General features: G+C 62.2%; 14 protein-coding genes. 11 read left to right on the top strand and 3 right to left on the bottom strand.

Going from position 1 to position 12,953, the window contains the following annotated elements; genetic code table 11:
* The first annotated feature begins 84 nt into the window (after positions 1-84).
* The 8 genes from J2X43_RS23195 (at position 85) to J2X43_RS23160 (ending at position 8,544) form a co-directional block, all read left to right on the top strand.
* Positions 85-960, top strand: coding sequence for a MurR/RpiR family transcriptional regulator (locus tag J2X43_RS23195; RefSeq protein ID WP_310297913.1), 876 nt, complete (start codon positions 85-87; stop codon positions 958-960).
* A gap of 92 nt (positions 961-1,052) precedes the next feature.
* Positions 1,053-2,987, top strand: coding sequence for a 5-dehydro-2-deoxygluconokinase (gene iolC / locus J2X43_RS23190; protein WP_310297910.1), 1,935 nt, complete (start codon positions 1,053-1,055; stop codon positions 2,985-2,987).
* A gap of 196 nt (positions 2,988-3,183) precedes the next feature.
* Positions 3,184-5,034 (top strand): 3D-(3,5/4)-trihydroxycyclohexane-1,2-dione acylhydrolase (decyclizing), encoded by a 1,851-nt coding sequence (iolD, locus tag J2X43_RS23185; RefSeq protein WP_310297907.1) that lies wholly within the window; start codon positions 3,184-3,186, stop codon positions 5,032-5,034.
* Positions 5,035-5,186: 152 nt separating this feature from the next.
* Positions 5,187-6,104 carry a myo-inosose-2 dehydratase gene (iolE, locus tag J2X43_RS23180; protein ID WP_310297904.1) on the top strand — a complete coding sequence of 306 codons (918 nt, stop codon included), beginning with the start codon at positions 5,187-5,189 and terminating at the stop codon, positions 6,102-6,104.
* 211 nt (positions 6,105-6,315) lie between these two features.
* Entirely contained in the window at positions 6,316-7,110 is a 795-nt protein-coding gene (iolB, locus tag J2X43_RS23175) for a 5-deoxy-glucuronate isomerase (protein WP_310297900.1), read from the top strand.
* Between the two features lie 91 nt (positions 7,111-7,201).
* Positions 7,202-7,429, top strand: coding sequence for a DUF1127 domain-containing protein (locus tag J2X43_RS23170; protein WP_310297898.1), 228 nt, complete (start codon positions 7,202-7,204; stop codon positions 7,427-7,429).
* 38 nt (positions 7,430-7,467) lie between these two features.
* Positions 7,468-8,304, top strand: coding sequence for an AraC family transcriptional regulator (locus J2X43_RS23165; RefSeq protein WP_310297895.1), 837 nt, complete (start codon positions 7,468-7,470; stop codon positions 8,302-8,304).
* 87 nt (positions 8,305-8,391) lie between these two features.
* On the top strand, positions 8,392-8,544 hold the full coding sequence (locus J2X43_RS23160; protein ID WP_310297892.1) for a hypothetical protein: 153 nt from the start codon (positions 8,392-8,394) through the stop codon (positions 8,542-8,544).
* A 177-nt stretch (positions 8,545-8,721) separates the two neighbouring features.
* Here J2X43_RS23160 and J2X43_RS23155 read toward each other — a convergent pair whose 3' ends face one another.
* Both J2X43_RS23155 and J2X43_RS23150 read right to left on the bottom strand, forming a co-directional pair.
* Positions 8,722-10,089: an MATE family efflux transporter gene (locus J2X43_RS23155; RefSeq protein WP_310297890.1), complete on the bottom strand. Its 1,368-nt coding sequence runs from the start codon at positions 10,087-10,089 to the stop codon at positions 8,722-8,724.
* A 15-nt stretch (positions 10,090-10,104) separates the two neighbouring features.
* Entirely contained in the window at positions 10,105-10,542 is a 438-nt protein-coding gene (locus J2X43_RS23150; RefSeq protein ID WP_310297887.1) for a glyoxalase superfamily protein, read from the bottom strand.
* Positions 10,543-10,883: 341 nt separating this feature from the next.
* On the opposite strand from J2X43_RS23150, the gene J2X43_RS23145 reads away from it, so the two are divergent.
* Entirely contained in the window at positions 10,884-11,228 is a 345-nt protein-coding gene (locus J2X43_RS23145; RefSeq protein ID WP_112390773.1) for a hypothetical protein, read from the top strand.
* A gap of 60 nt (positions 11,229-11,288) precedes the next feature.
* Here the strand turns inward: J2X43_RS23145 and J2X43_RS23140 are convergent, their stop codons facing one another.
* The gene (locus J2X43_RS23140) at positions 11,289-11,735 is read right to left on the bottom strand and encodes a host attachment protein (protein WP_112537572.1); all 447 of its coding nucleotides are present in this window, start codon (positions 11,733-11,735) and stop codon (positions 11,289-11,291) included.
* 164 nt (positions 11,736-11,899) lie between these two features.
* Between J2X43_RS23140 and J2X43_RS23135 the strand changes: the two genes are divergently transcribed.
* A complete protein-coding gene (locus J2X43_RS23135; RefSeq protein ID WP_310297884.1) occupies positions 11,900-12,304 on the top strand; it encodes a DUF2177 family protein in 405 nt (134 codons plus the stop codon).
* Between the two features lie 152 nt (positions 12,305-12,456).
* Positions 12,457-12,864 (top strand): PilZ domain-containing protein, encoded by a 408-nt coding sequence (locus J2X43_RS23130; protein WP_112390770.1) that lies wholly within the window; start codon positions 12,457-12,459, stop codon positions 12,862-12,864.
* The last annotated feature ends 89 nt before the right edge of the window (positions 12,865-12,953 follow it).

Raw genomic sequence — 12,953 nt, 5'->3', positions numbered from 1 at the left:
GAATTAAAAACAATTAGAAACGCCGGGAGAAATCATCTATGGTGCGGAATATGGAATATATGTTTCATTTCTTGGGTTGCCTGCATGGATAACGACGCAAAAGCGCAGACGCGCGTACCCCGCGATTTCGAGAGTCTGCGCAGCACGATCATCGAGCGGAAGGTGAGCATGCCGAAGCGCCTGGCGCAGGTCGCCGCCTTCGCGCTCAGCAATCCCGATGAAATCGCCTTCGGCACGACGGCCAGCATCGCCGCCGCCTCCGAGGTCCAACCGTCGACTCTCGTGCGCCTTGCGCATCATCTGGGTTACGAGGGCTTTTCGGATCTGCAGAGCATTTTCCGCGAGCGGCTACGCGACCGGACGCTGAGCTATGAAGAGCGTCTGGTAACGCTGGAACAGTCCGGCGGTGACGATGAGGACGCCAATCTGCTTTCGGGCTTCATCGGCGCGGCCAGCCAGTCGATCAACCGCATGGCTTCGACAGTGCAGAGCGAGACCTTCACCAAGGCGGTAGATATCCTCGCAGCCGCAGAGACGATCTATCTGATCGCCAAACGCCGCTCCTATCCGCTGACGGCGCATATGACCTACGCCTTCTCAAAACTCGGCATCCGCCACCAGATCGTTGCGTCGCCGAATGGCGTCGATCCTGAGATGGTGCAGTTTGCGACGCCGAGAGATGCAGCGATCGCGGCGAGCTTCTCGCCCTATGCGGCCGACAGCCTGTCGCAGGCCGAAGCGCTTGCCGATCGCGGCGTGCCTGTCGTTGCCATTACCGATTCGGCCTTTTCACCGCTGGCGTCACGCGCCACCTGCTGGTTCGAGGTGGCGGAGGCGGATTTTGCCGGGTTCCGGTCGCTCTCGGCGTCGATGGCGCTGACCATGGCATTGCCGGTGGCGATTGCCGAGCGCCGGCGCAAGACACAGGGCCAAAAGCCATCGAAAAGCAAAATGGAATAAATATTCCGAATTGACAACAAGACGGAACCGTTGTTTCATTATTGCCAATTCGCGGACATTTCAGACCGCATAAAAATGAGCGGGAGGACAATATGGTAGAATCGAATCCGGGTGCGCAGCCCGAGGCATCTCTCGATGTGATCACCATCGGCCGTTCCTCCGTTGACCTTTATGGCCAGCAGATCGGCACGCGGCTTGAGGATATCGGCTCCTTTGCGAAATCCGTCGGCGGCTGCCCGGCGAATATCGCCATCGGCACGGCGCGGCTCGGGCTGAAGTCGGCGCTGATAACCCGCGTCGGCAACGAGCAGATGGGCCGCTTCATCATCGAACAGTCGGCCCGCGAAGGCGTCGAGACCAAGGGCATCAAGACGGACAAGGAGCGGCTGACGGCGCTCGTTCTGCTGGCCGTCGAGGCCGAAGGCGTTTCGCCGATGATCTTCTACCGCTCCGACTGCGCCGACATGGCGCTGGAAGAAAGCGATGTCGATGAGGACTTCATCAAGTCGTCGCGCGCGGTTCTGGTCTCCGGTACGCATTTTTCCCGACCGAACACCGAGGCAGCACAGCGCAAGGCGATCCGGATTGCCAAGGCGAACGGCCGCAAGGTGATCTTCGACATCGATTACCGCCCGAATCTCTGGGGCCTTGCCGGCCATGCCGAGGGCTTCGAGCGCTATGTGAAGTCAGACCGCGTCTCCTCGAAGATGAAGGAAACGCTGCCGGATTGCGATCTGATCATCGGCACGGAAGAGGAAATCCTGATCGCTTCGGGCGCCGACGACGTGCTCGGCGCGCTCAAGGAAATCCGCCGGATGTCGCCCGCCACCATCGTGCTCAAGCGCGGCGCCATGGGCTGCATCGTCTATGACGGCCCGATCAGCGACAATCTGGAAGACGGCATTGTCGGCGAAGGTTTCCCGATCGAGGTGTTCAACGTGCTCGGCGCCGGCGACGCCTTCATGTCCGGCTTCCTGCGCGGCTGGCTGAAGGATGAGCCGCTGAAGACCTGCGCCACCTGGGCCAATGCCTGCGGCGCCTTCGCGGTCTCCCGCCTGCTCTGCTCGCCTGAGTATCCGACCTGGGCCGAGCTCGACTTCTTCCTGACGAAGGGCAGCGAACACCGGGCGCTGCGCAAGGACGAGGCGATCAACCACATTCACTGGGCATCGACCCGCAAGGGTGACATTCCGCTATTGATGGCGCTGGCGATCGACCATCGCTCGCAGCTCACCAGCGTCTGCGACGAACTCGGCGTCGATCACAAGAAGATCGTCGCCTTCAAGCGGCTGGCCGTCGAAGCCGCCGCCCGGGTTGCCAACAATCGCAGTGGCTACGGCATGCTGATCGACGAGCGCTTCGGCCGCGACGCCTTTTTCGATGCAGCGGCCAAGAATTTCTCCTGGATCGGCCGCCCGGTCGAGCTGCCGGGTTCGAAACCGCTGCGCTTCGAGTTCAGCCAGGACATCGGCTCGCAGCTCGTCGAATGGCCGCTGAACCATTGCATCAAGTGCCTGTGCTTCTATCACCCCGATGATCCGGCCAAGTTGAAGCTCGAGCAGCAGGAAAAGCTACGCACACTGTTCGAAGCCGCCCGCAAGGTCGGCCGCGAGCTGCTGGTCGAGATCATCGCCAGCAAGAACGCACCGCTGACCGACGATACCGTCTCGACGGCAATGGAAGAGCTCTATGCGCTCGGCATCAAGCCGGACTGGTGGAAGCTCGAGCCGCAGGCATCGAGCGCCGCCTGGAAGAAGATCGATGCGGTGATCGCCAAAAATGATCCATGGTGCCGTGGTATCGTGCTGCTGGGGCTGGAAGCGCCGGCCGACGAATTGCTCAAGGGCTTCGAGGCGACACTCGCCGCCCCGTCGGTCAAGGGCTTTGCCGTCGGACGCACGATCTTTGCCGATGCGGCACGAGGCTGGCTGTCGGGCAAGATGAATGACGAGGATGCTATATCCGACATGGCGGGCCGTTTCCGCCAGCTGACCGAGGCCTGGCTGAAGACGCGCGGGCTGAATTGAGGAATTAAACCCCTCCCCAACCCCTCCCCACAAGGGGGAGGGACTTAACCTGAGGCGCCGCCTCGCTTTACAAATCAACGTTCTAGCGAACGCAACGTTGCGATGAAAGCGCGGAGAGCCCGGCGGGTTAGCCCCTCCCCCTTGTGGGGAGGGGTTGGGGAGGGGAAGATACAGAGCGAAGGTTCGGGAGGACCCGATGGGTAAGACAATCCGTTTGACGATGGCGCAGGCTGTTGCGCATTTCCTGAAGAAGCAGATGACCGTCGTCGACGGCAAGAAGGTGCCGATCTTCGGCGGTGTCTGGGCGATCTTCGGCCATGGCAACGTCGCCGGCATGGGCGAAGCGCTCTATCAGGTGCGCAGCGAGCTGCCGACCTACCGCGCCCATAACGAGCAGGGCATGGCGCATTCGGCGATCGCCTATGCCAAGGCGAGCTTCCGCAAGCGCTTCATGGCCTGCACGACCTCGATCGGCCCCGGCGCACTCAATATGGTGACGGCCGCCGGTGTAGCGCATGTCAACCGCATCCCGGTTCTCTTCCTGCCCGGCGACGTCTTCGCCAATCGCGCCCCGGATCCGGTGCTGCAGCAGATCGAAGACTGGGGCGATGGCACGGTGTCGGCCAACGACGCCTTCCGCCCGGTTTCGCGCTATTTCGACCGCATCACCCGCCCCGAGCAAATCATCTCGGCGCTGAAGCGCGCCATGCAGGTGCTGACCGATCCGCTGGATTGCGGGCCGGTGACGCTTTCGCTCTGCCAGGATGTACAGGCCGAGGCCTTCGATTATCCGGAAAGCCTGTTCGAAGAGAAGGTCTGGGCTGTCAGGCGTCCGCAACCCGATGCCGACGAGCTTGCCTCGGCGATCGCTCTCGTCAAGGCATCGCAGAAGCCGGTGATCATCGCCGGCGGCGGCGTGCTCTATTCGCAGGCGACCAAGGAACTGGCCGCGTTTGCAGATACGCACGGCGTTCCCGTCGTGCTGACGCAGGCCGGCAAATCGGCGATCGACGAGCGTCATCCGCTGGCTCTCGGTTCGGTCGGCGTCACCGGAACCTCGGCCGCCAATGCAATTGCCGAGGATACCGACCTCATCATCGCCGTCGGCACCCGCTGCCAGGACTTCACGACCGGCTCCTGGGCGCTCTTCAAGAATGACGGGCTGAGGATGCTCGGCCTCAATATCGCGGCCTACGACGCCTACAAGCATGATGGCCAGCCGCTGGTCGCCGATGCGCGTGAGGGCCTGAAGGCACTGTCCAAGGGTCTTTCCGGCTGGAAGGCGCCGGCAGCACTTGCCGAAAAGGCGACGAAGGAAAAGAACGTCTGGGTGGAGGCCGCCAGCAAGGCGATGGCGTCCACCAATGCGGCGCTACCCTCCGACGCGCAGGTGATCGGCGCCGTGACGCGTTCGTTCGAGCTCGAAAAGGCGATCGGCCTTTGCGCCGCCGGCGGTCTTCCCGGCGAAATGCACAAGCTCTGGCCGGCAACGGCACCGGGCAGCTACCACATGGAATATGGCTTCTCCTGCATGGGCTACGAGATCGCCGGTGGCCTCGGCGCCAAGATGGCGCATCCCGAGAAGGACGTCGTCGTGATGATCGGCGACGGTTCCTACATGATGCTGAATTCGGAGCTGGCGACATCGGTGATGATGGGCCTGAAGCTCAACATCGTGCTGCTGGATAACCGCGGCTACGGCTGCATCAACCGGCTGCAGATGGCAACCGGCGGCGCCAACTTCAACAACCTGTTGAAGGACTCTTATCACGAAGTCATGCCGGAGATCGATTTCCGCGCGCATGCCGAAGCGATGGGGGCGATTGCCGTCAAGGTCGCATCGATCGCCGAACTGGAAAAGGCGATCGCCGATTCGAAGGGCAACGATCGGACCTCAGTCTTCGTCATCGATACCGATCCGTTGATCACGACGGAGGCCGGTGGCCACTGGTGGGATGTCGCCGTGCCCGAGGTGAGCCCGCGCGATCAGGTCAACAAGGCGCATGCGGCCTATGTGAAGGCACGCGAGGCACAGCGGGCTGGTTGATTTCAAACATTAGAGCCGGGAGCCCCCTCATCCCCGGCGCAACAAGTTGCGCCTGAGACCTTCGGGCACCTTTTCCCCTAGGGGAGAAGGTGGCGGCAGCCGGATGAGGGGGCCGCACTCACTGATTTAAGAGAATGACGAGGAGAATACCAATGAAGGCCAAACTTGGCATGTCGCCCATCGCCTGGTGGAACGACGATCTTCCTGAACTGAGCGACGACGTATCGCTAGAAGAGTGCCTGCGCCAGTCGCGCGGCGCGGGCTTTACCGGCATGGAACAGGGCCGCCGCTTCCCGAACAATCCCGGTGAAATGCTGCCGATCCTGCGCGCCGCCGACGTGACGCTCTGCGGCGGCTGGTTCTCGGGCACGCTCGTCAACGAGGAGCTTGCCGCCAACAAGGACCGCATCGCGCCGATGATCGAGCTGTTCAAGGCGGTCAACGCGCCTTGCATCGTCTATGGCGAAGTCGGCCGTTCCATCCAGGGCGACCGGTCCAAGCCGCTCGCCACCAAGCCGCGCCTTTCCGATGACGAAATGAAGGCCTATGCGGGCCGCGTCACCGAATTCGGCGAATGGTGCGCCGATCAGGGCATGCGCCTCTCCTACCACCACCATATGGCGGCCGTGGTCGAGACCGAACCGGAACTCGACGCCTTCATGAAGCATTCGGGCGCAGGTATTCCGCTGCTGCTCGATGCCGGTCACCTGGCCTTTGCCGGCGGTGACGTGCTGCGCGCCATCGACAACCACCACGCCCGCATCAACCACGTCCACGTCAAGGATATCCGCAAGCCTGTCGTCGATGGCCTCGACCGCAGCAAGCAGTCGTTCCTCGATGCGGTGGCGCTCGGCGCGTTTACTGTTCCCGGTGACGGCTCGCTCGATTTCGCCGCGATCGTCCAGCGCTTTGCCGATTACGGCTATGAGGGCTGGTTCGTCGTCGAAGCCGAACAGGACCCGCGCAAGGCACCGCCGAAGAAGATGGCCGAGGTCGGCTATGCCGAACTGATGCGGGTGATGACGGCGGCCGGTTATACGGTGGAGACGGAAGGGTTCCCGAAGGGGTAGTCTGCCGCGAGACATGAGGGCGTGACACCCCCCTCTGCCCTGCCGGGCATCTCCCCCACAAGGGGGGGAGATCGGCGAGTGGTTGGCGTCTCGCCAAAAAGTTGAATGTAGAACGATCGGCTGCGCCCAGCCAATCTCCCCCCTTGTGGGGGAGATTTCCGGCAGGACAGAGGGGGAGCCGCACTCACGGATACATCGAGGAGGAAACACCATGCCGAATCTCAAGGTAAAACCCGAAGGCACCAGCGGCCGCGTCACCCATGTGACGCCTGAAAGCGCCGGCTGGACCTATGTCGGCTTCGACATGTATCGGCTGAAACCGGGCGAGACCGCATCGGGCGAAACGGGTGAGCGCGAGATCTGCCTCGTCTGGGTCAGCGGCAAGGGCAAGGCCTCGGCTGGCACCCGTGATTTCGGCACGCTCGGCGAGCGCATGAGTCCGTTCGACGGCGCACCGCATGCGCTCTATATCCCGATGGAATCGGCATGGTCGGTGACCGCCGAGACCGATCTGGAACTTGCCGTCTGCTCCGCACCGGGCGGCGGCACCTACGAGGCGAAGGCGATCCCGCCGGGCACGCATCCACCGCTGACGCGCGGCAAGGGCACCAATGTCCGCCACGTCAACAACATCATGCCAGAAGACGATGCGTCGGCGCATTCGCTGCTCGTCGTCGAGGTGATCACGCCGGGCGGCCATACCTCCTCCTACCCGCCGCACAAGCACGACCAGGACAATCTGCCGAACGAGAGCTTCCTGGAAGAGACCTATTATCACCGCCTCAACCCGCCGCAGGGCTTCGGCTTCCAGCGCGTCTATACCGACGACCGTTCGCTCGACGAGGCGATGGTGCTCGAAGACGGCGACGTGACGCTGGTGCCGAAGGGTTATCACCCCTGCGCGGCGACGCATGGCTATGACCTCTACTATCTCAATGTCATGGCCGGGCCGAAGCGGGTATGGAAGTTCTACAACGCGCCGGAGCATGAGTGGCTGCTGAAATAATCAGCCGTTCGATCGCTAAATAATCTGACAGCGGGCGAGCCGTGCAGATGGTTCACTGCCTCCATCGAAACAACACCGATGGAGCAATATCATGCACGGCTCGACCACCCTTATCTCCGGCCGCAACGGCCACCTGCCACACACGGCGCAATCGCGTCTGCTGGCCACCCTCCTCTCCTTCTATCGCTGGACTGCGCGCAAGCTTCGCGAGCGGCGCAACCTGAACGCCGTCATGGAGCTTTCGGATGCGCAGCTGAAGGATATCGGGCTGTCGCGCTACCAGACCGAAAGCGACGTGCACGTCTATTCCCGCGATTGAACTATGCTAGAATAAGCCCGCAATCCCCGGACGATATGATGCCGCAATTTTCGACAGCGCTGCTTTTGAAGACGGATACCGTCACCATCCGTGACGTGGTCTGCGATGGCGAATGCCGTCACAGGAGCGACGAGGAATGCGCCCACAAGACCAGCCTCGTCTATCCCTATCGTGGCGTCTTCATGCGCCATGTCGGGCGCAGCGACACGGTGGCAGAAGCCAACCAGATGCTGTTCTTCAATGCCGGGCAAGGTTACCAGATCAGCCATCCTGTCGATGGAGGCGATGCCTGCATCGACCTTTCCGTCGATGACGCGCTGCTGGCCGAACTGGCGCCCCGAGATCAGGTCCAGCCCGGCGATCTGTTCGGCTTTCGCCGGCAGCGCCGGCGGATCGACCCGCGGGCGCAGGCGCTTGTCGCCCTTCTACGCCATGGCCTGCGTCAGGGCGCTGCCGAGACGCTGGAAGCGGAGACGCTTGCGCTTACCCTCGTTCGCCGTTCGCTTGGCGAACGCACGTCACATGGAGCAGGCGCCAGTATCGGCCGTCAGAAGCTTGTCGATCGGGCAAAGCTGGTGCTCTCCTCCGACCTCGCCCGGCGCTGGACGCTTGCGGAGATCGGCGCCGAAGTCGGCGTTTCGCCCGTCTATCTCACCCAGGTCTTCCAGCAGGTCGAGGCTGCGCCGCTCTATCGCTATCAGCTGCGGCTGCGCCTTGCCCGGGCGCTCGATCTTCTCGGCAAGTACGACGATCTGACCGCGCTCGGCCTTGAGCTCGGCTTTTCGAGCCACAGCCACTTCACTGCCTCGTTCCGCCAGACATATGGCCAGAGCCCGGCAGAATTCCAACGCGCGGCGCGCATCCGGCCGCGATAAGTCGCTAAAGAATTCGACAGCGAGGCCGGTGCCTCCAGTGGTCTTATGATCCTGTCCCGAACGGGATACCCAACGGAGGATCAGAAGATGAAGAAAACCACATGCGCCGCCTGCGACTGCGAACTCGGCCATGACGCGATCAGCGTCAAGCTCGGCGGCACAACCGTGGAAGTCTGCTGCCAGGAATGTGCCGAGGCGCTGAAGGAAGCCGATACGGCAGCGACGGACAATAAGGACTAGAGGGTCACAACGACGCCCCAACCACTCCCTCATTCCTGTGCTTTTCACAGGAATCCAGCCGCCGCGCGTCGGCGTGGCTAGAAGAGTCTTTCCAGCCCAAGGACTTGGGCTGGCTGGATCCCTGTGACATCCCGTGGGCGAGGCCCTAAGGGCACAGGGATGAGGGAGTCTATCTATTCAAGCCGGCAACAACCCATACCGCCACCCCAACCGCCGCGCATTCCGCGCCAGCACCGCAAAGGCCAGCAGGAACATGCAGGCCTCAGCGAAGACCGGCACCATCCAGATTCCCATCTCGCCAAAGGCATGCGGCATCAGGAAGGTCAGCGGCAGGGTGAAGAGATAGGCGCGCGACAGGCCGAAGATCGCCGCCCGTTTGGCGTCGCCAATCGCCTGGAAATAGCCTGACAGCACGATCATCTGGCCGAACAGGAAATAGGCTCCGACAGTCCAGGGCAGGATGCGCGAGACCTCGGCGATCACAACAGGGTCGGCGACGAAGATGTGGCCGAGGCGGGTTGCCGAGAGCTCGACGATGATCTCCACGCCGGTGCAATAGACGAGCGCCGCGATCATCGCGATCTTCAGGCTCTGGCCGACGCGATCCCGCAGGCCCGCGCCGTAATTGTTGCCAGCGATCGTCTGCGAAGCGATGTTGAGGCCGAGTAGCGGCAGGTAGGCGACGGTCATGACGCGGGTGATGATGCCATAGGCACCGACGGTGGCGACATAATCGCCCTCGCCCCAGATCGACAAGTTGAAGATCACGGCTGCCGAGCAGAGCGAGATGCCGATGAAGCCGAGGCTCATCGGTGCACCGAGCGCGAGGATTGGCTTCCAGTCAGAGAGCGGGAAGCGCGTTGAAGGCCGTAGCGCGGCAACGTTGCGCCACCGATAGATGATGACGGCGAGCAGGCAGATCGCCTGGGCGAGCACCGAACCCAGCGCCGAACCGGCCACACCCCAATGCAGCACCGCCATGAAGAACCAGTTGGCGGCGATGTTGAGCGCCGAGGCGGCCAGCATGACAAGCGTCATGAAGCCGATCCGGCCTTCGCTGCGCAGCGCGTCGATGTTGAGCGACAGGAAGAAGGCGATGGGTGCGGCGCCGACCATGATGCCCATGAAGGTGCAGGCGCTGGCCGCGACCGCCATATCGCCCGCCGCGGCATTGCCGACGATCCGCCAGCCGATGGTCCAGTAGATAAGGTTGACGACGAGCACGACGGCGATCGCCAGCGCATGGGTGGCAGCGAAGGTGCGGCGGGCGGCATCGCGATTGCCGCCGCCGAGCTCGCGGGCCAGGATGCTCGCCATGCCGTTGGAGACCAGCGACTGCAGCGCCACGACCATCATCAGCCCGGGAAAGATCAGCGTCACCGCCGAGAGCGCCCCGGCGCCGACATAGGCACCGAGGAAATAAGCGTCCACCACGGCAAACAGGCCGTTGATGGTGGTGATCAGGATGATCGGCGCGGCCGTGCGGGCGAAGACCCTGGGCAGCGGCGCGGTGAGAAACGGATTGGCTGCGGATGCGGTGTTCATCACTCAGATCCCCAATCAGATATCGAGAATAAGCTGCGCCAGACCATTAGAGGTCTTGCGCGGCGAGATGCCGTTGCCGTCCACCTGAGCATTGACGCGCTGGCGGAACGCCGAGAAGCTCTCGAAGGTCACGACATCGACGGGTTCGTCGAAATGCAGGGTGATCTTGTGCAGCCCCCCGTTCGTCTGCGCCAGCGCCAGCACCTTGCCGGTAAAGGGCTGGTTCAGGTAGCGGCCGCGCACCTGCGCGCCGACCGACAGCCGCGAAATCGGTTCGGCATTCGGGCGGGTGGCGAGCGCTGACAGCGTGTTCCAGTCACGCGCGCCATATTGCTGGGCGATAAGTTCGAGCGCGGCACTGTGGGATAGCGCGCTGCCGCGGGTTTCCATGGCCTGGCGCAGGCGCTTGGCCTGAGCCTTCAGCTCGTCGATGGATGGATAGGTCGTCGTCACAGGTTCAGCCTTTCGGAAGGCATGCCATTATCGACTGTGAATGGGAGCTCGCCTTGCCGTCAGTCAGCATGCACCAAATGGCCGTGACTCATGTTTGCGAGGCTTCACCATGGACTTTCATCCGCGAGCGGCCGGTGCCTCGAACCGCAGCCTGTATGCGGCAGAGCGGAGAAACTGTCAAGAATGCCCCATAATGACCTGCCCGGCGGCGCCCGAAACGCCGGAAATACAGCGCGCTTTTCGCCGCCAGTCCCGCATAAGGCTCAAAATTTACCAATGCTTTTCACAACTTATCAGCATTCCCATATTACATTTCAACCAGACAACAAGCGGAGGCTGACATGGCCTTTCAGATGCACCTCAATGACGGCGATCAGGAGCAATCCTATCGCGACTTCCACCTGGATCGGCCCGGCAAGATCATCTTCGTCGGCCACCACCTCAGCACCGGCACGCAGGTCCGCTGCCTGATCCGCACGATCAATCTCGGCGGCGCGGTGCTGGAAGTGAGCCCCTCGGTGGAGATGCCGAGCAATTTCTTCCTCGAGATCCTCGGCATTCACGACGAGATCGGCTCGACGGTGGTCAAGCGCGAAGGCGAGCTCGTGACGATCAGTTTCAACATGCTGATCAACGCCGAGTTCCTGCATCACGTACTGCGGCTGAGCTTCGAAACCGGCCTCTGATCTTCTCCCATGAAAACGGACGGCCGAAGCCGCCCGCGGTATCTTGCTTCGTTTCAGACGTTACGCCGCGAGGTGGCGCTCGATCTGGTCAACCGGCAGATTGGTATAGTCCTTCGCGACTTCGGCAGATATGGCCGCCTGCGCACCGGCGCTGAGAACCGGGCGGAGCGTGCCGAGCGCCTTCGGCGGCGCGACGAGGACGATGCGGCGGGCATCTTTCTGATGCACGAGCTCATCCAGCTTTGCGGCCACCTGCTTCAGAAATTCGGCTTCTGCCCGGCCCTGCCAATCGGTTTGCTCGATCGCGCTGGCACTCTGGCCATCCGGCGCCGAGGTCCGGCCCGGCTTGTCGGTGCCGAGTTCACGGGTCGGCTCGTTCGGCTGCGTCAGGGTTTCCTGAACCTGCAGGTTCATGATCTGGGCGTCGCCGGCATTCTGCATGAACAGCGCTTTCGCACCGTCGCAGACCACCACCCAGGACTCCCAAGGCACTCTGATATCAGCCATTTTTCATATCCTCTTGATTGTTTACCGAAGCGCGGAGCACTTCATCGACCAAGGCAAAACGCCTGGGAATTGAAAGAGTTCGCAGCCCGGGCCGAGAAAACGATTCAGTCAGGCAATCCAATTTCTCAATTCAGCGTAGAGATGATCAAACGGGAGAGACGCCGATGAAAACAGCGCTGCTTGCCTATGCCGGGTCTTTCGCCACGCTGCTGGTGCTGGATGCGATCTGGCTCGGCCTCGTTGCTCGCACCTTCTACCGCGATCAGCTGGGCGACCTGATGCTGCCGCAGCCTGCACTCGGCATCGCGGCATTGTTCTATGTGTTCTTTGCAGTCGCCGTCGTGGTGCTCGCGGTGCTTCCGGCGGTCAGCGCGGCCTCGCTGACCACAGCGCTTGCCTATGGTGCCATTCTGGGACTGGCGGCCTACGGCACCTATGACATTACCAATCTGTCGACGCTGAAGAACTGGCCTGTGACAATGACCCTGGTGGACATGGCCTGGGGCACATTCGTCACCGCGGCAACGGCTGCGGGCGGCTATGCGGCGGCGCGGGCTTTTGGCGCATAGGCTTCCCGCTGCGGCACAGGACTGTGTCACGTAAGCACAAAATTCACATTCACTAAAATTGTCTAAATCTCTTTGACGAATGCGCAAAACATTCATGTGAGGCTCTGCCAGAACGCGCCAGGATGACCTTGGCTCAGACGGAGGACTGCACGATGTCCATGGACCGGGCAACGCATCTCGCGACGGTGAAATCTGAGGTCTACGACCAGCGCTGGGAGCAATTCCAGGTCAGCCGGCCGGCGCGCATCATCGCGGTGCGCCCGTGTCTCACCGGCATGTCGCTTCGCAGTGCGGAGATCCTCGATATCTCGCGCGGCGGTGCCACCTTCCTCGTCGCGTCGACGGCCGGCCTTCCGAAACATTATTATCTGAACATTCTCGGGCTCGCCTACCGCATCGGCTGCGCCGAGGTGTACCGCAACAAGGAACGCATCGGCGTTCGCTTCATCAACGTTCTCGATCCGGAAGTACTGCGCCGCGTGGTGCGCGCCGACTTCATGGCCGGCAATGTCGAGGCGATCCAGGCTCGTCGCGCGGGCCGCATCACGGCGATGCAATAGGCCGGTTTCTGGAATAATCTTGCTTGCCTTGAAAAGAGCGGCGCCTATTGTTGGCGCCGCTTTCATTTTATCCGGGATTCAGCATTTCC

The organism is Rhizobium sp. BE258, from assembly GCF_031457345.1.
Classification (GTDB): Bacteria; Pseudomonadota; Alphaproteobacteria; order Rhizobiales; family Rhizobiaceae; genus Rhizobium.
This window is presented reverse-complemented; position numbering and strand designations above follow the sequence as displayed.